The sequence below is a fragment of the Bifidobacterium magnum genome, assembly GCF_000741255.1.
Lineage (GTDB): Bacteria > Actinomycetota > Actinomycetes > Actinomycetales > Bifidobacteriaceae > Bifidobacterium > Bifidobacterium magnum.
The window spans coordinates 14321-34315 of sequence record NZ_JGZB01000004.1; the positions used below are offsets into that span (position 1 = coordinate 14321).

15 protein-coding genes are annotated in these 19995 nt (G+C 58.7%); 6 read left to right on the forward strand and 9 right to left on the reverse strand.

The features are described 5' to 3' along the window. The first annotated feature begins 196 nt into the window (after positions 1-196). Positions 197-2650 carry a glycogen/starch/alpha-glucan phosphorylase gene (locus BMAGN_RS03685; RefSeq protein WP_022860199.1) on the forward strand — a complete coding sequence of 818 codons (2454 nt, stop codon included), beginning with the start codon at positions 197-199 and terminating at the stop codon, positions 2648-2650. Between the two features lie 81 nt (positions 2651-2731). Here the strand turns inward: BMAGN_RS03685 and BMAGN_RS03690 are convergent, their stop codons facing one another. Then, positions 2732-2971, reverse strand: a complete 240-nt coding sequence (locus BMAGN_RS03690; protein ID WP_026502107.1) for a hypothetical protein — start codon at positions 2969-2971, stop codon at positions 2732-2734. Positions 2972-3179: 208 nt separating this feature from the next. Between BMAGN_RS03690 and BMAGN_RS03695 the strand changes: the two genes are divergently transcribed. Both BMAGN_RS03695 and BMAGN_RS03700 read left to right on the forward strand, forming a co-directional pair. Further along, positions 3180-3977 carry a rhomboid family intramembrane serine protease gene (locus BMAGN_RS03695; RefSeq protein ID WP_033510696.1) on the forward strand — a complete coding sequence of 266 codons (798 nt, stop codon included), beginning with the start codon at positions 3180-3182 and terminating at the stop codon, positions 3975-3977. 315 nt (positions 3978-4292) lie between these two features. Continuing rightward, positions 4293-5522 carry a THUMP-like domain-containing protein gene (locus tag BMAGN_RS03700; protein WP_022860201.1) on the forward strand — a complete coding sequence of 410 codons (1230 nt, stop codon included), beginning with the start codon at positions 4293-4295 and terminating at the stop codon, positions 5520-5522. A 6-nt stretch (positions 5523-5528) separates the two neighbouring features. Here the strand turns inward: BMAGN_RS03700 and crgA are convergent, their stop codons facing one another. Next, entirely contained in the window at positions 5529-6014 is a 486-nt protein-coding gene (gene crgA, locus BMAGN_RS03705; RefSeq protein ID WP_081640921.1) for a cell division protein CrgA, read from the reverse strand. Positions 6015-6162: 148 nt separating this feature from the next. Here crgA and BMAGN_RS03710 point away from each other — a divergent pair, with 148 nt between their 5' ends. Continuing rightward, positions 6163-6915, forward strand: coding sequence for a DUF881 domain-containing protein (locus BMAGN_RS03710; protein WP_026502109.1), 753 nt, complete (start codon positions 6163-6165; stop codon positions 6913-6915). Further along, positions 6912-8072, forward strand: coding sequence for a class E sortase (locus tag BMAGN_RS03715; RefSeq protein ID WP_051126659.1), 1161 nt, complete (start codon positions 6912-6914; stop codon positions 8070-8072). The genes BMAGN_RS03710 and BMAGN_RS03715 overlap by 4 nt, the downstream gene beginning before the upstream one ends. Before the next feature lie 160 nt (positions 8073-8232). On the opposite strand, the gene pknB is transcribed toward BMAGN_RS03715, so the two are convergent. The 7 genes from pknB to BMAGN_RS03750 all read right to left on the reverse strand — a co-directional run bounded on the left by pknB (position 8233) and on the right by BMAGN_RS03750 (position 17432). After that, a complete protein-coding gene (gene pknB / locus BMAGN_RS03720; RefSeq protein ID WP_022860204.1) occupies positions 8233-10323 on the reverse strand; it encodes a Stk1 family PASTA domain-containing Ser/Thr kinase in 2091 nt (696 codons plus the stop codon). Further along, positions 10320-11330 carry a serine/threonine-protein kinase gene (locus BMAGN_RS03725; RefSeq protein WP_022860205.1) on the reverse strand — a complete coding sequence of 337 codons (1011 nt, stop codon included), beginning with the start codon at positions 11328-11330 and terminating at the stop codon, positions 10320-10322. Before BMAGN_RS03725 ends, pknB begins: the two co-directional genes overlap by 4 nt. Beyond that, complete coding sequence (locus BMAGN_RS03730) at positions 11327-12802, reverse strand: peptidoglycan D,D-transpeptidase FtsI family protein (RefSeq protein WP_022860206.1); 1476 nt, start codon at positions 12800-12802, stop codon at positions 11327-11329. Before BMAGN_RS03730 ends, BMAGN_RS03725 begins: the two co-directional genes overlap by 4 nt. Next, positions 12799-14292 (reverse strand): FtsW/RodA/SpoVE family cell cycle protein, encoded by a 1494-nt coding sequence (locus BMAGN_RS03735; RefSeq protein WP_022860207.1) that lies wholly within the window; start codon positions 14290-14292, stop codon positions 12799-12801. The genes BMAGN_RS03730 and BMAGN_RS03735 overlap by 4 nt, the downstream gene beginning before the upstream one ends. Next, positions 14292-15899, reverse strand: a complete 1608-nt coding sequence (locus BMAGN_RS03740; protein WP_033510702.1) for a PP2C family protein-serine/threonine phosphatase — start codon at positions 15897-15899, stop codon at positions 14292-14294. The genes BMAGN_RS03735 and BMAGN_RS03740 overlap by 1 nt, the downstream gene beginning before the upstream one ends. Before the next feature lie 275 nt (positions 15900-16174). Further along, positions 16175-16705 carry an FHA domain-containing protein FhaB/FipA gene (locus BMAGN_RS03745; RefSeq protein ID WP_022860209.1) on the reverse strand — a complete coding sequence of 177 codons (531 nt, stop codon included), beginning with the start codon at positions 16703-16705 and terminating at the stop codon, positions 16175-16177. Positions 16706-16730: 25 nt separating this feature from the next. After that, on the reverse strand, positions 16731-17432 hold the full coding sequence (locus BMAGN_RS03750) for an FhaA domain-containing protein (RefSeq protein ID WP_022860210.1): 702 nt from the start codon (positions 17430-17432) through the stop codon (positions 16731-16733). Positions 17433-17652: 220 nt separating this feature from the next. On the opposite strand from BMAGN_RS03750, the gene BMAGN_RS03755 reads away from it, so the two are divergent. Then, positions 17653-19989: a prolyl oligopeptidase family serine peptidase gene (locus BMAGN_RS03755; protein ID WP_026502113.1), complete on the forward strand. Its 2337-nt coding sequence runs from the start codon at positions 17653-17655 to the stop codon at positions 19987-19989. Positions 19990-19995: the final 6 nt, after the last annotated feature.

Genomic DNA, 19995 nt, shown 5'->3' on the forward strand with positions numbered 1-19995 from the left:
TAATGAACAAATTCGCAGGCTGAAAAGACTCAAGTAATGATTACGTTTTCAGTAAGCTATGTCAAGAATCATCTTTGTGTGGTACGCTTGCTTATGAGAACGTATGCAAACGATGTGCAGCGTTTGCAGAATGCAAAGAGGCTTTCTTTTGCGTGATCGTTCAAACGCAACTAACTGTTCCAAAGGGAGTTAGGTTATGACTGAATTAACCGCACCGAAGTCTTCGATCACTTCGAGCGAGTTCGCAGATGAGCTTCGCGAACAACTCAAATACACGCAAGGCGTCACGGTAGAGCAGGCAACCGCTGCCGATGTATATGTAGCAGCCGCCACCGCGGTACGCCGTCATCTCATGGATTCGTGGATGACCACCCAACAAGACATGATCAACGGCAACACGAAGGCCGTTGGATACCTTTCCGCAGAGTTCCTCATGGGCAAGCAGCTGCGCAATGCTTTGCTCAACGCGGGCCTGACAGAGCAATTCGACGAAGCCGTGGAATCCCTCGGCTTTGACGTTCAGGACGTTGTGGACGCCGAATATGAACCGGGCCTTGGCAACGGCGGCTTGGGCCGTCTGGCCGCCTGCTTCATCGATTCGCTGGCTTCGCTGGGCGTACCGGCCTTCGGCTACGGCATCCAGTACAAGTACGGCATCTTCCGCCAGGAATTCGACGAGGACGGCAAGCAGGTTGAACGTCCCGACTACTGGCTGAGCAACGAAGACCCGTGGGGCCACATCGATTACGGCCGTTCCCAGCGCGTCAACTTCGGCGGCGAAGTCGTGGAAGAAAATGGCAAGCGCGTGTGGAAGCCGGCTTGGGCCGTGCGCGCCGTGCCCGTCGACTACATGGTGCCGGGCTACGCTTCGGGCCGCGTGAACACGCTGCGCCTGTGGCAGGCCAAGAGCTACGACGAGTTCGATTTGCTCGCCTTCAACAAGTCCGAGTACATGAAGGCCGTTGAGCCGCAGGTCAAGGCCGAGAACATCTCCAAGATCCTCTACCCGGAAGATTCCACGGAGGTTGGCAAGGAACTGCGCCTTGAGCAGCAGTACTTCTTCACCTGCGCGTCCATCCACGACGCGATCCGCGTATTCTACCCGGGCCAGGACAAGCCGGATCTGACCACGTTCCCGGACAAGATCACGTTCCAGCTCAACGATACGCACCCGGTTATCGGCATTCCGGAACTCATGCGCGTACTGATTGACGAATACGGCTACGACTGGGATACGGCTTGGACGATTACGAACAAGACGTTCAACTACACGTGCCACACGCTGCTTCCGGAAGCTCTGGAAGTGTGGTCCGCCAAGCTTATCGGCAAGCTGCTGCCGCGCCACCTCGAGATCATCAAGAAGATCAATGAGCAGTTCATGGCCGAGCTCACCGGCCTGACCGACGACGCCGAGAAGATCGAGCGCATGCGCATTGTGACCGACGGCAAGGAGCCGGCTGTCCGCATGGCCTACCTGGCCACCTACGCGGGCTCCCACGTCAATGGCGTGGCCGAGCTGCACTCCCAGCTGCTTAAGGACGTGACGCTGCGCGACTTCTCCGACCTGTACGACAAGAAGTTCACAAACGTGACGAACGGCGTGACGCCCCGCCGCTTCATCAAGCTCGCCAACCCGCGCCTGTCCAACCTCATCACCGAGGGTCTGGGCACCGACAAGTGGCTGGAAGACCTCGACATGCTCGAAGGCCTCGTGCCGCTGGCCCAGGACGACGAGTTCGTCAAGAAGTTCGCCCAGGTCAAGATGGACAACAAGATCGGCTTCTCGAACTTCGCGAAGCGCAACTTCAACATCGACGTGGACCCGAACACGATGTACAACACGATGATCAAGCGTCTGCACGAATACAAGCGCCAGTCGCTCAAGATCCTCGAGCTCATCGCCGACTACGCCGACGTCAAGGCCGGCAAGCTCGACATTGACAAGGTGACGCCGCGCACCGTGATCTTCGGTGCCAAGGCCGCTCCGGGCTACTACCTGGCCAAGATGACGATCCAGCTGATCAACAACGTGGCCAAGGTCGTCAACAACGATCCGGACATCAAGGGCAAGCTCAACGTGGTGTTCGTGCCGAACTACAACATCCGCGTGGCCCAGCACCTGATCCCCGCCACCGAACTTGACGAGCAGATTTCGCAGGCCGGCAAGGAAGCTTCGGGCACCTCGAACATGAAGTTCGCGCTCAACGGCGCGCTGACCGTCGGCACGCTTGACGGCGCAAACGTGGAAATCCGCGCTCGCGTCGGCGCCGACAACTTCTTCCTGTTCGGCATGACCGTGGATGAAGTGGAAGCCATGTACGCCAACGGCTACGATCCGCGCAAGTACTACGAGTCCGATCCGCGCCTCAAGGGCGCCATCGACATGGTGGCCTCGGGCGTCTTCTCGAACGGCGACGAAGACACCTACGAGCCGCTCGTGCACGACTGGCTCAACAAGGACTGGTTCATGACGCTGGCCGACTTTACGGCCTACCACGACGTCCAGTCCCAGATCGAGACGCTGTACGGCGATCAGCTCGAGTGGAACCGCAAGGCGCTGCTCAACGTGGCCAACTCCGGCTACTTCAGCTCCGACCGCTCCATCGAGGACTACCTCGAGCGCATCTGGAAGACGGGCCCGATGGCCTGATCCGGTCTAACGGCTTAACAAAAGGGGCCGCACCCAATGGGTGCGACCCCTTTTCGTCATCGATAACGAATTGAGAAAAACTCAGGCGGCTTCCGGTGCCGTAGCCTTGGCGTCGTCTTCCTTGACGTCATCCTCGTCGTCCTCGGTCTTGTCCTTGGCCAAGCTCAGTTCGACAGGGGACGAGCTGTTCTCCCAAGGCCCCTCCCACGGATCGTAATCCGGGTTCTGCTGCTTGTAGATGTACAGACCTACCACGCCTGCGAGCAGCGCGCCGAAGAGCAGCGCGAAGAACTTCCAACCGTTAGAAGACTTGTTGTCCATGACGGCTCCTTTCCATGTTTGCAAACAGGCCAGCTATGCGCCAACCACACTGCTAATCATAATAAAGCCAAACCCAAAATTGGCTATGCAATTGAGCTTACGGCAAGTGAGGTCGTCGCGCTAGTTTTGCTTGACTTTACGCCACTTTTCCGTTTACCGGCGAACTTGTTTTGCCTAGTTTGCAGTGAGCTCGCGCTAGGGTGGCCATATGGATAGATTCTCGTTGTTTCCAGACTCCCCAAGCCTGCGGCAGGTTTTCTCGAAACGTTCGCTCGTGTACCGCTGGCGTAACGGCGATCCGATTATTACGGCAATCATCATGGTGCTGTGTATTGCCATTTGGATCGTGGAAGCGGTGTTGCGTTACATTTCCACGCCGGCGTTCGTGGCGATGATTTCATTCGGCATGTTCCAGCCCGTTACGGCGCTCATGCATCCGTGGACGTTCATCACGTCGATGTTCCTGCATCAGCCCAATTCGCTGTGGCACATCCTGTTCAACATGCTGACGCTGTGGTGCGTGGGGCCGTTCGTGGAGCGGCTTATGGGACATTGGTCGTATCTGATCCTGTACTTGCTCTCGGGCGTGGCCGGCAATGTGGGCATGATTGTGGCCGCCAGCTGCGGCAGTCTTATGGGTTCCGGGGAACAGTGGTACAACAGCGCGTATGGCGCCTCAGGGGCTATTTTTGGCCTGTTCGCAGCCATGCTCGTGGTCTATAGGCGTGTGGGCGAGGATATCCGTTCGATGCTCGTGTGGATGGGCGTCAACTTCCTCATGCCGATTGTGGTGCCGAACATCGCTTGGCAGGCGCATCTGGCCGGCTTCCTGATCGGCGGTCTGCTCACGCTGCTCGTGATGGTGGGCCTGCGTGCGCTGCGCTTCAAACCCGTTGTGGCCCGTACTGCGATTTATGGCGGCGCGATTCTCGTGATTCTGGCGCTTATCGTGTTCGCGTGCAACATGTATAACCCGCTGACGATGCTCATCGGATTCAGTTATTAACCCGAGTTTTCCACACGTGTGGAAAACGGTGTGGAAAACTTGCGCATATCGTGTGTATACGGCTTGAGTTTTCCACACCCTTATCCACAAACCTGCTAAATTACTGCATTTTCAAGTAAGAAGCATGTGGAAAACTCAGTGTGCATAACTTTTGACCCCTTGAGAGCACACCCTATACTTAGTGCTAAAACGTTTAATAAAAGCTAGATATGGTGTCCACATAGTGGGCTGTGGATAACTTATCCACAGGGCTTTCACAAAAATCACCATTTCTCCGACTGCGTGTGGAAAACTTGTCATAGAAAGTGGATAACTGTGCATATCACTGCCCAAACCTGGCAATTTATCGCCGACCACGAAGGTGAAAACGTACAGAAACTCGCCCTTCAGGCCAAACGCGACAGCGAGCTGGACCTGCCCTTCGCACTCGACCAGATTCGCGGCCGCGAGATTGCGCGCCACAAGCTTCCGCAGTGGGCCGCAATCCCCAATATGATCTATCCGCCGCATTTGGCCATGGAACAATGCTCTTCCGAGGCCACGGCGCTGCACAAAGTGCAACTTGCACAGCGTCTGCTCGCCCAGACCGATACGCCTGCGAACGCCATGGTGGACCTTACAGGCGGTTTCGGTGTGGATTTCTCGTATCTTGCGCGCCTTTTTGCTTCAGCCACCTATGTGGAACGCCAGGAACAGCTGTGCACAATCACCGAACACAACATGCGCGAGCTCGGCTTGGCGCAAGCGCACATCGTACATGAGGACTCCACCGAATACGTGCGCACTATGGATCCCGTGGATCTTATTTATATTGATCCGGCCCGCCGCGACGCCGCGGGCGCCCGCACGTTCGCCATCGAGGACTGCACGCCGAACGTGCTCGAATTGTGGCCAACATTCCTCGAAAAGTCGCCTGTAACGCTTATCAAGCTCTCCCCCATGCTCGACTGGCGCAAGACGGTCCGCGATTTCGCGCCGCATGTGGCGCTTGTTTCGATTATTTCGGTCGGCAACGAGTGCAAGGAACTGGTGGTGGGATTGACGCGCGAGTCCCATGATCGAATTGAAGTCATTTGCATTAATAATGATGATCAATTTGAATTTTTTGCGGACAATTCAGGATCAATTATTCCCGATCAATCGCCGGAAATTGTCGAACAATTACAGCAAGACCAATGGAAATATTTATATGAACCGAACGTGTCATTGATGAAAGCCGGCTGTTACGAACTGCTGGAACAGCGCTATGGCGCCCGCCAAATCGACACGAACAGCCATATATTGGTAAGCGACCGCCATATTGCCGATTTTCCGGGGCGTACGTTCCGTATTGAATCAGTCGGAACGATGAATAAAAAGAGTATCCGATCGCAATTTGCGGGCATCACGCATGCGAACGTGGCCGTGCGCAATTTCCCGCTCACGGCCGTTCAACTCGCCAAAAAACTCAAGCTCAAGGACGGTTCCGACACCTATGTATTCGGAACCACGGCGCACGGCCAGCATCTGCTGCTGGTGTGCGCCAAAGCGACGCAGGAGGCGTGACGCCGCTTAACGCCACCACATAGTCATAATGAATCCGACCAAAATGAACGCGAACGCGATGGCCAAATTCCACTGGCCGATGCCCGGAATCGGGTATGTGTAGGTCAGGTAGAACACGACGGCCCAAATCAGGCCGATGATCATGAGTGTGCAGAACAGCGGCACGAACCAACCCGGATTCGCCTTCGTGCCCTTGATCGTCTCTTCCACACGGCGCGTGTTGTCTTGCTGGCGCTGCATCATGCGGCGCATCTGCGGCGTCATGTCGCTTTTGTTGGCCGTGGAGTTCAATACGGCTTCCAGCTTGTTCATCGGGATATCCGTATCGTTGTCAACGTCGCCGGCGACGTCGTCGGATTCCTTGATAACGTCCTGGTCCAGCGCGTGCTTCGGATCCGGGGCGGGGGCTTCGTCCACTACGACTTCGCTCACAATTGCTTCTTGCTCGGTTGCGGCGTCGGCGGACTTCGGGTCCAGCTTTTCGTCTGCCATTGTGTAGTCTCCTTTGATAGGCTAAAGGCTATATTAGCGACTCTCCATGAATCCGGTGACTCTGGGAATAATTGCGGCGAAATCCTTACAATTTTCATAGTCGTTCAGGCAACATGAAGAGACGGCGGACTTACGGAAGGCAAGAGGCATGGCAAGGCATCGGCAGCGCAAATCATTGGCCGGCAGCATTTGCGTGCTGATAGTCGTGGCCTTGGTCGGATTCTTATTTTCCACGAATATCCGTGTGAACAAGTCGACCACCGTTTCCAACGACACCGCCGAACTCATTGAACAGAAAGTCTCGCAAGTCAACACTTTGCAAAAGCAAGTGGACTCATTAAGCAAGCAAGTCGACGAACTCAGCGTACGCAATGCCGAACATGTGGCGCCCACCACATCGGAAGACTCGGGATCGAGCACGATTCTGCCCGCTGTGGAAGGCAACGGACTTGTTGTGACGCTCAACGATTCCCCGCTATGGGAAAACCATGTGAATTCCTCGGGAACCACGGCCAATATTGACAACTATGTGGTCCACCAGCAGGATGTGGAGGCCATTGTGAACGCCCTGTGGGCGGGAGGCGCGGAATCCATGCAAATCATGGACCAGCGCGTGCTCGCCACCTCGGCCGTGATCTGTTCGGGAACGGTACTCATGTTGCAGGGCAAGAAATATTCGCCGCCATTCACCATTTCCGCAATCGGACCCGTATCGGATATGAAAAAGGCGCTCGACGACTCGCAGGCCGTCACGATTTACAAGCAGTACGTGAGCGCGTACGGACTGGGGTACGAAGTGAAGCCGGAATACTTGCATTTTGACGCGACCTCGGTAACCCTGCACCCGCTCAAGTACGCGACGGTATTGCCGACGTCCGATTCGGAAGAGAAGAAGCAATGACAACAGGAACACACGGGCAATTGTCAGGCCGCCAACAGGGGCACGCGGCGATCGTAGTCGTAACAGTACTGGCGCAACTGTTGCTTACGCTGGCCGCCGTTTGCGGACTGTATATCGCCTGGATGCAGTGGTGGACGGGAGTCAATGCCGCACACGACCAGTATGAGACGCGCCAGAGCGTGCCGTGGGCACATAGCACGCTCGACAGCGGATCTACGGACGGCACGGTACGAATAGCATCCCCGCAGCCCGCGGACAGCGAAGTCCCCGTACAGCCGCAATCGGCGCAAACGGGCGAACTTATGGGCATGGTCTACATTCCGCGCTTCGGGCAGCAGTGGAACCGCAATCTCGTACAAGGCGTGGAACTGGCGCAACTCAATACGGCCGGACTTGGCCACTACCCCATCACACAAATGCCGGGCGCCGTGGGCAACGTGGCGATCGCCGGACATCGCAACGGATATGGGCAGCCGCTCGGCGACATTGACCAGCTGCGCGAAGGCGACGCGATTATCGTGCGCACGCAGGATTATTGGTACGTGTACCGCTACACGAACTACAAAATCGTGACTCCGGACGATACGTCGGCCATCGTGCCGAACCCCGAAGACCCCACGGCCGCGCCCACGAAGCGCATGATCACGCTTACGACTTGCGAACCCAAATATTCCACGCCCACGCACCGCTGGATCGCATACGGCGAATTCGAATACTGGGCCAAAACCGCCGACGGCGTACCCAAAGAACTGGCCAGCGACAATGCTCACGGCGTCACGCAATTCGACATGCGCGACTTCGACGGCATGCCCACATGGCTCGTGAAAATCGGATCGCTCGCCACCGTTTTCCTGTGGCTAGTGGTGGCATATATTGTGCTGTTCGTGCTGGGCGCGCTCATATTCCGTTGGCCGCGCTGGAAGCGGCGTACAGCGTCCGACGCTCGCAGGGCCAGCGACAGGACTGTTACGCGCGCTCCGGCCGGTTTCTACGGTTGGATCGTGCGCCTGCAGCCTGGTCCCGCGGTTGTGCAGTGGATTCTGGTACTGATATTGGCGCTCATTGCGGTGGTGGCGCTGTTCGAATGGGGCTTCCCGTGGGCTGCCAGCCATATCGATTTCTTGCGCGCCATGTCGGGCTATACGGTCGGCAATTAAGCGCGTAAAAATACGCGGTTTCTTAGTAAGTTGCGTATTTTTACGCACCTAATGAGGAACCCGCGTATTTTCACGCAACAAAACGGCGGTCAAGCAGATCGCTATCTGCCTGACCGCCGCTTTATCGGAGCGCCGTTACCGCACTGTGCGCATTACCGCGCTACGGCCGGTTCTGCTGATCGGCGTGCGAAGAGGAGTTCGACGAACCGTTGTCTCCGTTCTTGTCGCTCTCACTTGACGACGAAGACGGCGAAGGAGACGACGAAGACGGTTTCTCGCTGGTCAGCGTGATTGTATCGCCCTTCTTGACCGACTCGCCGGCACCGGGCGTCATGGCCGTCACCCGTGCGCCCGAATCGGACGAACCGTTGACGACGACCTTGAAACCGGCGCTTTCCAGCTGGCTCTTGGCGGACGCCGTATCCATGCCGATGACGCTCGGCACGGTCACCGGTTCAGGTCCGTTGGAAACCCAGATCGTCGCACTCGACATCTGTCCCACCGACGTACCGCTGTCGGGCGAGACGCGGATGACGGTGCCTTCCGGAACCGTGTCCGAGTATTCCGATTCGATCGTGATGGCGATGCCCGACTCCTGCAGCTTGGCCACGGCGTCCGTCTTGCTTGCGCCCACAATGCCTGCCGGAATCTTCGTCATGCCACTGGACACGTAGAGCTGGATCGTGGAACCCTTGTTGGCCATGGAGTTCGCGGCCGGATCCGTGCGCGTAACGCTGTCCTTCGGAATCGTGGACGAATCCTCGGTCTGCACGGTGTCATTGACCTCAAAACCGGCCTGCGTCAACGTTTCGCGAGCTTCAGACTGCGAGTAGCCCGTCACGTCCGGAACCTTGATGGACTTGGGACCGGCGGAGAACCACACGGTCACCTTGGAGCCTTCCTCCACGGAGCTGCCGCCCTTCGGGCTTTGCTTCGTGAACGTGCCCTCGGGCAGCGTGGAATTCGTGTCCGTCTTCGCCTCAAGCACCAGGCCTACCGATTCAAGCTTCTGCTTGGCACGCGCCTGCGTGGTGGACTCGTTGAAGGTCGGCACCGTCACCATCGTCACGCGGTTGTTCTGCGCCCATACGAAGCCGCCCACGAGGCCGGCAACAAGCAGCACGCCAATAATGATGCATGCCACAATCACATGCTTCTTGCGGCGCTTCTTGACCACAGCCGCACGCTGCTGCGAGCGCGACTGCGTGTTGGCCGGATCGATGGCCTCAAACTGGCCCGTGGCCGGATTGAACGTCTGTGTGGGCGGCCCGGGGTTCGTGACTGGCGACGTATAGGCCACGGTATTCTTGGCGTTCTCAGCGTCGCGCTTGTTCTTGTTCTGCGTCAGGTCCGAAAGCGGGTTGAACGCCGCCGCCACAGGCATGCCGCCGTTCATGTAGGTGAGAATGTCCTGCTTAAACTCCGCGGCCGTGGCATAGCGGTTCTGGCGGTCCTTGGCCATGGCCTTGCCGCAGATCGAATCCCACATGGGAGACAGTCCCGGAACCAGCGAGCTTGGCTTGGGAGCCACTTCAGACACGTGCTGGTATGCGATGGCTACAGCGGAGTCGCCCGTAAACGGCGGCCGTCCCGTAAGCATTTCGTAGAGCACGCAGCCGGCCGAGTAGATGTCGGAACGCATGTCCACGCTTTCGCCGCGCGCCTGTTCCGGGGACAGGTACTGCGCGGTGCCCACCACGCCTTGCGACTGCGTCATTGTGGTGGCCGAGTCGTCCAGCGCGCGGGCGATGCCGAAGTCCATGACCTTGACGACGCCCTGCTCGGAAATCATGATGTTGCCGGGCTTGATGTCGCGGTGGATAATGCCCATGCGGTGCGAATATTCGAGCGCCGAGAGCACGCCGATCATCACATATTCGGCGTCGCGCTGGTTGAGCGGACCGTTCGCCTTGATAATGTCGCGCAGCGTCTGGCCCTTGACATATTCCATGACCAAATACGGCACGCGTTCGGTCTGGCCGTTTTCCAGAAGAATCGATTCTTCGCCCGAATCGTAGATGTTCACGATGTTCGGGTTGTTCATTTGGGCGACAGCGTGCGCTTCACGGCGGAACCGGGCGAGGAAGATCTCATCGTTCGCAAAATCCGTACGCATGATCTTGATGGCGACCGTGCGTCCCAGACGTGTGTCCAGCGCCACATGAACTTGCGCCATACCGCCGCGGCCAATGAGCTGGCCAAGCTGGTAGCGGCCGTTGTCTAACTGCGTGGGCATGTTGCTACTGCTCATTGCAATACTCCTTCGGTTCCCCCAAACGCAAATTCGTCATCGCGCTTGGAAGGAGTGTGGCTGCTCATGGATTCCATAACAAGGTGCGTGTGCGGATCGTGATGCGGCGTGCTCACCACGCGGCGCGGTACGCGCCGGCCCGGAGTCACTATTGTAGTTTCCGCCGCTTCAGTCTGCTGATCGAGGAGACGGCGCTCGATGCGCGTCAAAATTTTGGCGACTACCAGCGCGTCTTTCGGTCGGTCCTGCGGATCTTTCGAGAGCATCGACATGACGAATTGCGACAGCTGCACGTCAATATTGGCCGGCAGCGGCGGAACGGGATTGTTGACATGCGCGGCCGCGATATCGACGGGAGTCGCGCCCGTGAACGGCCGGTGTCCGCACAGTCCTTCGTAGGCGACGACGCCGAGCGAGTAGATGTCCGATTGCGGGGTGGCTTTCAGTCCCTGCGCCTGTTCCGGAGAAATATATTGGGCCGTGCCCACTACCATGCCTTCTTGCGTAATCTGGCCTTGGTTCGTGGAATAGGAGACGCCGAAATCGGTGATTTTGACCTCGCCGTTGTCGGAAACCATAATGTTGGCCGGCTTCACGTCGCGGTGGATCACGCCATGCGAGTGCGCGACAAACAGTCCTCGCGCCGTTTGCGTGAGGATCGGCAGCAGTTCGGTCGCGTCCATCGGACCGTCGAGTTCGCGGTAAATGTCCGCGAGGGACTTGCTCGGCACATATTCCATGATGATGAAGCCGATGCCGTCGTGCTCGTAATACTCAAACAGGGCCGCAATGTTCGGGTGCGCAAGATTGGCGGAATTTCGCGCTTCCGCACGCAGCCTGCGCAATTTGGACTCCTGGTTTTCCGCGTCTGTACGCAATGCCTTGATAGCCACAGGGCGGCCGAGCTGAATGTCGTACCCTTTCCACACTTCACCCATGCCGCCTTGCGCCAAACGGCAATCGAGGCGGTATCGTCGGTGAATGAGCTGTCCTTCTATAAGTTTCATTGTTCCTTCAACGCTTCCTCAATCATGGCCTTCATGATTGGGCCTGCTGCAAACGATCCGTAGAGGTCCACATTGTGCACGACTACGGCCACAGCAATCTTCGGATTGTCTGCCGGAGCAAATCCAATAACCCAGCCGTCAATGGAGCTGTTGTTCTCTCCAATCTGCGCGGTACCGGTTTTCACCGCCACCTTGACGCCGGGGATTGCCAAATTCTGATTTTCCTTCGTGACCACGGCTTCCATGGCCTGCGTGAGCTTGTTCGCGGTATCCGCGCTAAAGGCCTGGGAGTACACGGTCGGCTTCGTGTCGGGCATAACCGACAAGTCGCTGTAACGCACGCGGTCCACGAGCGTGGGGTTCATAAGCTTGCCGTCATTGGCGATTGCGGAAGCCACCATGGCCATCTGCAGCGGCGTGGCCGTCACGTCGCCCTGACCGATGGAATCCAGCGCAAGCTTGTCAGGCGTCACATCCGTGGGGAATGTGGAGGCGACGGCGTCCATCGGAGAGCCGGCCACCATGTTCGGATCGATGCGGATGCGCTTGTCAAAGCCCAGCTTCTTGGCCATGTCGGCAATATTGCCGTCGCCAAGCGCCACGCCCAGCTGTGCGAACGCCGTATTCGACGAGTATGCGAGCGCGTCTTCCAGCGAAATCTTGCCGTTGACGCCGTCGGCCGCGGGAGTGGCGTTCGTCAGCTGCGTCACGGTGTTCGGCAGCGTGTAGGCGCCGCCCGCGTCCACCTGCGTATCGAGCTGGTATTTGCCGCTTTCCAACGCTGTGGCCATGACGACGGTTTTGAACGTGGATCCTGGCGGATACAGCTGGTCCGTGGCGCGGTTGAGCATGGGGTTCTCCTGCTGGTTGACCAGCGTGGAGTAAGCTTGCGAGGCCTCGCCCGTATTATGGCTGGCCAGCTGGTTCGGATCATAGCTCGGCGTGCTCACCATGGCGAGAATGCGGCCCGTATTCGGCTCGATGGCCACGGCAGCGCCGTCCTCCTGCTGTTGCGTCATGAGATTGTAGGCGACTGTCTGCAGGTCCGTGTCGATCGACGTTTCAATAGTCGCGCCCTGGTTCACCTGTCCCGTGAACAGCGCCTTGAGACGCTGCCAGAACATGGCGCTCGACTCTCCGGTCAGCAAATCGTTCTCGCTCGCCTCAATACCGCGGTCAGCGGGTTGCGTCACCGAGAAATATCCTGTGATCGGAGCGTATTCCGGTCCGTTGGCATACGATCGCTGGTACGCGAACGAGTCGTCGGACGGGTCCGATTTTGCCAGCACCGTTCCGTTCGCGGCCAAAATGGAACCGCGCGGCGCATCGTACTGTTTATATAACGATCGAACGTTGCGCGAGTCGATATCGAGCGAGTGCGCGCGCACGACCATAATAAGCGAGCTGGAAATGCCAAGGATCACAAACAGCACAATGACGGCCGTGAACAGCTGACGAAGCGTTCGATTCACGACTGATCACCTCCCTGTTTGATGACTTGCGTTTCATCATTGTTCGGCGTTGCCTGCGGGAATTGCGACGTACGCGGCATGGGCGGCTCGTCACTGCGTTCGTGAGAGGCGGAAGCATGGCGCGACTCGTTCTCGCGCTTGCGGTCGTTGATCGCGTTGATCGCCTGCATTTGGAACGTTTCGCTGGAAATGTCGGCTTCCGGCTTGTTCGCGGAATTCGACATGATCACGAGCAACGCCATAAGAATATAGTTGGCCACAAGGCTGGAACCGCCGGCTGCCATAAACGGCATCGTCAGGCCCGTAAGCGGAATGACCAGCGTGATGCCGCCCACCACGGTGAACACCTGGAACGCCATCGTGAATGCGAGTCCGCTGGCCAGCAGCTTGCCGAAACCGTCCTTCAAACGCATGGCGATCAGCAGGCCCATGGCGACGATAAGCAGATACATCATGAGCACGGCGAACACGCCCACCAAACCAAGTTCCTCGCCCGTGGAGGCGAAGATGAAATCGGAGTTGGCCAGCGGCGTGATAGCCGGATATCCGTCGCCCAGACCCGTTCCGGACAGGCCGCCCGCAGCCAGGCCAAACAAGCCCGCCACCAGCTGGCTCGAGCCGCCCGGATACCTGTTGTATACGGCGGGATCCAACGGATGCAGCCATGCGCTGACGCGGTAGCCCACATGGGCGAACAGGTTGGCCGCGAGCACGCATCCCACGGCGAACGCGATAAAGCCGATCACAATCCAGCTCGGACGGTCCGTGGCCACATACAGCATCGCCACGAACATCGCAAAGAACATCAGCGAGGTGCCCAAATCGCTTTGCAAAATAAGCACGCCCATCGAAGCGAGCCAGACGACAATAATCGGGCCCAGGTCCTTCATGCGCGGCAACTGCAATCCCAGCACTTTCTTGCCGCCCACGGCCAGCTGGTCGCGGTGGTTGAACAGGTAGGACGCGAAGAAGAACGCGAGGAACAGTTTGGCGAACTCGCCGGGCTGCAACTGGTAGGAACCAATGCCGATCCAGATGCGGGCGCCGCCGATTTCACGGCCAAGGCCCGGAATCATGGGCGAGAGCAGCAACGCCAAACCGATCACCATGCTCACATACGAGAAGCGGCGTAGCACACGGTAATCGCGCATGAACACAATGAACAAGTCATAGCAGACCAGCGCCAGCAGTATCCAGATGAGCTGGCGCAGCGCCACGGACGTGTCGTTTTCACGGTCGATGCGCGCAATCATAAGAATGCCGATGGCCGAAAGCAGGAACATGCAGGCCAACAGCGACTGGTTGGCGTAAGGCTGGAATTTGACCGTCAGGCCCCAGCTGACCACGAACAGCACGGCGAGCGCCACCATAAGCGTGAGCATCGTGCTGCCCGGGCCTTGCGCCGTACGCGCGAACATCTGGAAGAATCCCAGCGTCGCGGTCGCTATGGCGAGCAGCAATAATCCTAAGTATCGAAGTTGGCGTGCCATCAGTTCGCACCACTCTTCGCGTTATCGTCGGCATTGTCGCCGGCATTGCCGTTATCCGCGTTGTTGGCGGACTTGTCGGCGTTCTTGTCCGCGTCTTTCTGGGCGTTTTGGGCGGCCTTTTTGGCGGCGTCCTTCTTCGCTTGGGCTTCCTGCTCGTTCTTCGCTTGCAGTTCTTGCCACTGCTGGCGGATCAATTGCACGTGGTCCATCGCGTCGTCATAGGAATTGAACGTGATGGCCGTCTGCAGGCGGTCCTGCCACTGCTCGGGCAGTTCGCTGGTCTTGATATCCGTTTTCTTGACGGCATGGAACAGCTCGATACCGAAAATGTTCGTCGGAACGCCTTGGAACACCGTGACCGTGTTGTTTTCGGAACCCAAATAGTATTGCGTCTGGCTCCACGCATACGCGGCCCAGGCCCCTATGAAGAGGGCGGCCAATACAATGGCAGCGACAACACCGCCGACCACGCGGTTGCGAAATCGGCGCGAACGGTCGGCTTTGCGCGCTTGCGCATGCTCAAGATGGATCGCGTCCACCACTTCCGGATCGTTCGGATCGGCCGTAAAGCGGCCGTCACTTTTCTGGACCACGGGAATCTCTCCCGTATCCAAGTCGGGAATCTCGTCCTCTTTGGCGCGCACTTCGGACGGCTGCACCACGGTCTGCTCAGGCGGCTCCGGAGGCTGGACGGGAGCGGGGGCCGCGGTCGGAACCACGGGCGCGGGCTTGGCCAGTTCGGCCGCACGCTGCGCCGGCGAATTCTTCGCATACATCAGCGCCGGAGCGGACGCCACAGGACGGTTGACAATATCGGCAATGGCGGCCATGCTGGCGCTGGCGGCGCCGCCCACCAGCGGCGTCTGGTCTTCCAACGGGTTTTGCGGGCGCGCGAACGCGTCGCCGATCACGGCCGTCACATTGTCCGTGCTGCCGGCTTTCAGGGCCATGCCCACGAGCTTTTGCGCGCAATCCTGCGCGTCATGCAGCGTCTGCAGCGCCTCTTCAATCGTGCTCGATTCAAGCACGCCACACAGGCCGTCCGAGCACAGCAACAGTCGGTCGCCGGCCTGGGCGCGGCGAATGGCCACGTCCGGGTGCGCGTCGATGTCGAAGTCGCCCAGCACGCGCATAACCACATTGCGCTGCGGATGGTTGCGCGCCTCGGCTTCGGAGATGCGCTTCGTGTCGATCAAGTGCTGCACGTAGCTGTGGTCGCTCGTCAGACGTTCCAAACGGCCGCCGCGCAACAGATAGGCGCGCGAGTCGCCAATATGCGTCAACACCCAATAGTTGGAGATCAGGGAAATGGCCGTAATCGTAGTGCCCATGCCCGCAAGCTTGCGCTCGCGCTTGGCTTTGCCCACAATCGCATCATGCGCGGCGAGCACGGAATTTTCCATCATGTGCGCGGCCTGGGCGATGTCGCCTTGTGCGGAATCGGTTTCGATATGTGCCAGCGAACGCACGGCGATCGTGGAAGCCGTATCGCCTCCCGCATGGCCGCCCATGCCGTCGCAAATGGCCACAAGATGTTCGCCCGCGAACGAGGAATCTTGGTTGTTGGAGCGTACGGTGCCCACATCGGACACCGTGGTGGAGCGCATGATCAGCGGCACCTGCACGGGCGCGATTACGGGCACTACAGGCACAACGGGCACGGAAGCCGTGATCGGGATATCCTCCGCGGAATCCGCGAAATCCGCAGCATTCGCGGAATCTATGGGATCGGCCGTGAACATCGGGTCTGCCTCTGCATAGATATCCGCCGACGGTGCGGGAGGCTCGGGAATATGCTGCTGCAACGGTTGAGTAGGCAGTTCATCCTGCGGTTCGCGCTGCGGCAAACGCAGGGTTTCAAAATCATCGGAAGACGCCATGGTCACCTCAATTCGAAGGTGGTGGCGCCAATGCGAACCGGTACTCCAGCCGGAAGCATGGTAGGTGCAGCGATGCGCTGCTGGTTCACTATAGTGCCGTTGGTACTGTTGAGATCCTCAATGGCCCAGGATCCCGTGCTGGGATCCGGATACACGCGGGCATGGTGCGAGGAAACGAATTCGTCGTCAAGCACCACGGTATTCGATGGCGCTCGACCTAACGTAATGGTGGAACCCGTTAACGGAACCGACGTGCCTGCCAGCGGGCCGTCAATCACCACTAGCAGCGTGGGCTGGACGCCATGGCGAGGCGTATGCCTCGAAGCGTGCGTGGTGCGCATGGGCTGTGCGCTACGCGTGGGCGATTGTGCGGTTTTGCGGGCTTTACGGTCCTTGCGGCGGCGTGCGCGCGACTTGTGCGGGCTCAAGACCTCAACGTCTCGGTACAGCGAGCGTACGACGAGCCATACGAACACCCATAACAGTATGAGGAATCCGTATTTGAGGACCGTGAATGTCAGTTCAGTAATCATAAGCTGCAGCTATGCGTTCCTGGTGTCACTCCTGGTCTTGGGAGGAAGCCCAATACAGGATGCGGGTACGGCCGATCGTGATGGTGTTGCCGTCCAGCAACGTGGCCGCCGGAACCTGGTGGCCTTCCACATACGTGCCGTTGGTGGAACCCAGATCGCGGGCCACCACACCGTTGTCGGTAATGTCGATTTCCAAATGCTTGCGCGAGATGCCCGGATCGTCGATCACAATGTCGCAGCCCGAGCCGCGGCCGATGATCGTCTTGTCCTTGGTCAGCAGGTATTGGCTGTTGTTGACTTCCAGCATCGGGCAATCCTCGATTTGCGCGTCCGTGGTCACGGGCACGGCGTTGCCCTGCACGGATTCGCTCGTCAGCTTGAAGTTGCCCTTGGAAAGATTCAAATCTTCTTCGAAAATAACCACTACGGGGCCCACGAAAGCGTAATGCTGGCTCTTGGCGTACTGGGTGAGGTTGCCGGCAAGTTCGTTGGCCAACGCCTCGGAACCCCACTGGTCAATGCGGTCGAAGTCCGCGGTGCTCAATTTAAAGCGGTATTCGTTCGGTGCTACGGTGCGGTCGCGGCCTACCGGCATGGCTTCCGCATCAATCTCACGTTCAAGTGCGCTGGAGAGGTCTACTGGCTGCAGGTCTTTGGAGCCAAACTTGGCAAACACTCCGTTTACCGCGCCCTCTACGCTCTTTTCGAATCGATCAAGAACGCTCATGATCCGTCCCTTTCTTTCTGTTCCATCCTACGCGTTGGCGGCCGCCTCGCCAATGGTGTAGCGAACGTCCCTTATCTCAAATTGTAACGATTCTCGTCTCCTACGGTATACGAATGCGGCTACAGCAATATATATGACATAGAAAATGCGCGATACACCAGTATACAAAAAAGCTGGTGGCATCCATTTGCGGACGTATGCAAAAGGTATGGTGGGAACCATGAATGATTCCGTACTTATTCGCGATTCAATCGCCAATTACGCCGCCCATAAAGCGAACACGGTCCGCTTCACGTGCGGCTCCCCGAAGGCCATGCGCGTATTCGCAGACGGTTCGCGCATGCTGTTCCTTCGTTCTTCCGGAGACCAGGATACGGTCGCGTCATTGTGGATGGCGACTATTGACCGTTACGGCGACAACAAGCCCGCGGAAACGCTGGTGGCCGATCCTCGCACGCTGATCGACGGCAACGAGGAAGTGCCGCCCGAGGAACGCGCCCGCCGCGAACGCGCACGTGAGGCCGGAACGGGCATTGTGGACTACAGCGCGGACGTGGAAGGCCGCGTGGTGGCGTTCACCGTAAACGGTGCGCTGTTTGTGACCGAAGTGGATGTGGCGGGCGGCCCGTCGCAAACACGTCGCATTGTGCCGAACTTCATTCACGCCGAAGACGAGCAGTTCGCCTCGCCCGTGTTGAACCCGCGTATGTCCGCGGACGGTACGCGAGTAGCGTATTCCACGGGATCCGCGCTTGTCGTGGTGAATTTGAACGACAATTCCGCCGCCGCCGTTATGACGGTACCGGCTGAACGCCGCGATGTGGTCAAGGTCGGCCTCGCCGAATTCGCCGCCGGTGAGGAAATGGACCGTTATGAAGGATTCTGGTGGGGCCCCGACAGCCGCACATTGCTCGTGGAAGAGTTCGATTCCACCGAAGAGCCGCTGTGGTACATCAGCGATCCCGTGCATCCTGACCGCAACGCCATGCCGCACCGCTATCCGCGAGCCCTTACGCACAACGCCATCGTCTCGCTGACGGCCGTGCGCCTTGAAGAGGACGGCCCGCAGCGCGAGGCGCTAGCCCCTGTCGAATGGGATCGCGAAGCCTTCGAATACTTGGCCGTGGTGCGCTGGGAATTCGGCCATTTGCCGGTTATACAGGTGCAGAACCGCGCCCAGACCGACGACCGCATCCTCGAAATCGTGATGCCCGATGCCAAGCAGTGGGACAAGCATGAGGATCACAAGCCGCTGCATACGCGCGAACTCGACCGTCACCACAACGACCAGTGGCTCGACCTTGTACAGGGCACGCCCTGCTACGCGGGCAAGTGGATCGTGTGTGCGGAAAACGACATGCTCAACGACACGAACCGCCTGACGATCAACGGCATTGCGTTCACGCCGGCCGGCTGGCAGGTGCGCAAGGTGCTTGACGCCAATGAGCACAACGTGTTGTGTGTGGTCCAGCGCACGCCGGAACTTGCGCCCGATGTGCCGCAAGAGTGGGAATCCACGAAGCAGTACCATGATGCGCGCAGCTATGACGTGGTCACTATCGACTATGACGGCAACATCACTCCCGTCACCACGGAACCGGGCGTTTGGACGGCCGCGCGCGCCGGCGACGGCATTGTCGTATCCGGCCGCACGATGAGCACGCCGCGCACCGTCACCGAATTCAGCTGCGCCGGCCAGTCGCTGCTCGTACGCAACTTGGCAGCCGAACCCGGCTTTACGCCCAACGTACGGTTCACGACGCTCGGCGAGGACCACATGTTCGCCGCCATCATCACGCCAATGGCTCCAGAAGGCGGCGAAATCAACGAAAATGACGCCCCGAAGAAGCTCCCCGTCATCATGCAGCCGTACGGCGGACCGGGATTCCAGCGCGTCACGATGAGCGTGAACGAGTATTGGGACGCGCAATGGTGGGCCGAACAAGGCTACATGGTCGTCATCTGTGACGGCCACGGCACCACGGGACGCGGACCGAAGTGGGACCGCGCCATTTGGCACACGATGAAGCAAGTGACGCTTGACGACCAAGTGCACGCAGTCCAGGCCCTCAACGGCGCCATCGATGAGCTCAACGCCGCCAAGGAAGCGGACGAAGCCGTGCTGCCGCAAGCGGATACGGACCATGTGGGCATTATGGGATGGTCGTACGGCGGCTTCCTTTCGGCGCTCGCCGTGCTCGATGCTCCCGACACCTTCGCTGCGGCTTGCGCGGGCGCTCCGCCAACCGATTGGACGCTGTACGACACGCATTACACGGAGCGTTATTTGGGGTTGGAAGAGCGGACCTACGAGGACAACTCGATTATCAAGGACGCCCCTCGCCTGAGCCGTCCGCTGATGCTCATCCACGGTTTCGCCGACGACAACGTGACGATTGCGCACAGCCTGCGCCTGTCTGAAGCGTTGCTCGCCGCGGGCAAGGAACACACGTTCCTGCCGCTGAACGGCATTACGCACATGACCAATGATCCGGTTGTGGCGCACAATCTGCTGCTGCTTCAGCTCGACTTCCTCGACAAAGCGCTGAAGCACTGATTCAAG

Coding starts and splice junctions, on each gene's coding strand:
- BMAGN_RS03685 (WP_022860199.1), top strand. CDS start 197: ATGACTGAATTAACCGCACCGAAGTCTTCGATCACTTCGAGCGAGTTC.
- BMAGN_RS03690 (WP_026502107.1), bottom strand. CDS start 2,971: ATGGACAACAAGTCTTCTAACGGTTGGAAGTTCTTCGCGCTGCTCTTC.
- BMAGN_RS03695 (WP_033510696.1), top strand. CDS start 3,180: ATGGATAGATTCTCGTTGTTTCCAGACTCCCCAAGCCTGCGGCAGGTT.
- crgA (WP_081640921.1), bottom strand. CDS start 6,014: ATGGCAGACGAAAAGCTGGACCCGAAGTCCGCCGACGCCGCAACCGAG.
- BMAGN_RS03710 (WP_026502109.1), top strand. CDS start 6,163: ATGGCAAGGCATCGGCAGCGCAAATCATTGGCCGGCAGCATTTGCGTG.
- BMAGN_RS03715 (WP_051126659.1), top strand. CDS start 6,912: ATGACAACAGGAACACACGGGCAATTGTCAGGCCGCCAACAGGGGCAC.
- pknB (WP_022860204.1), bottom strand. CDS start 10,323: ATGAGCAGTAGCAACATGCCCACGCAGTTAGACAACGGCCGCTACCAG.
- BMAGN_RS03725 (WP_022860205.1), bottom strand. CDS start 11,330: ATGAAACTTATAGAAGGACAGCTCATTCACCGACGATACCGCCTCGAT.
- BMAGN_RS03735 (WP_022860207.1), bottom strand. CDS start 14,292: ATGGCACGCCAACTTCGATACTTAGGATTATTGCTGCTCGCCATAGCG.
- BMAGN_RS03740 (WP_033510702.1), bottom strand. CDS start 15,899: ATGCGCTCCACCACGGTGTCCGATGTGGGCACCGTACGCTCCAACAAC.
- BMAGN_RS03745 (WP_022860209.1), bottom strand. CDS start 16,705: ATGATTACTGAACTGACATTCACGGTCCTCAAATACGGATTCCTCATA.
- BMAGN_RS03750 (WP_022860210.1), bottom strand. CDS start 17,432: ATGAGCGTTCTTGATCGATTCGAAAAGAGCGTAGAGGGCGCGGTAAAC.
- BMAGN_RS03755 (WP_026502113.1), top strand. CDS start 17,653: ATGAATGATTCCGTACTTATTCGCGATTCAATCGCCAATTACGCCGCC.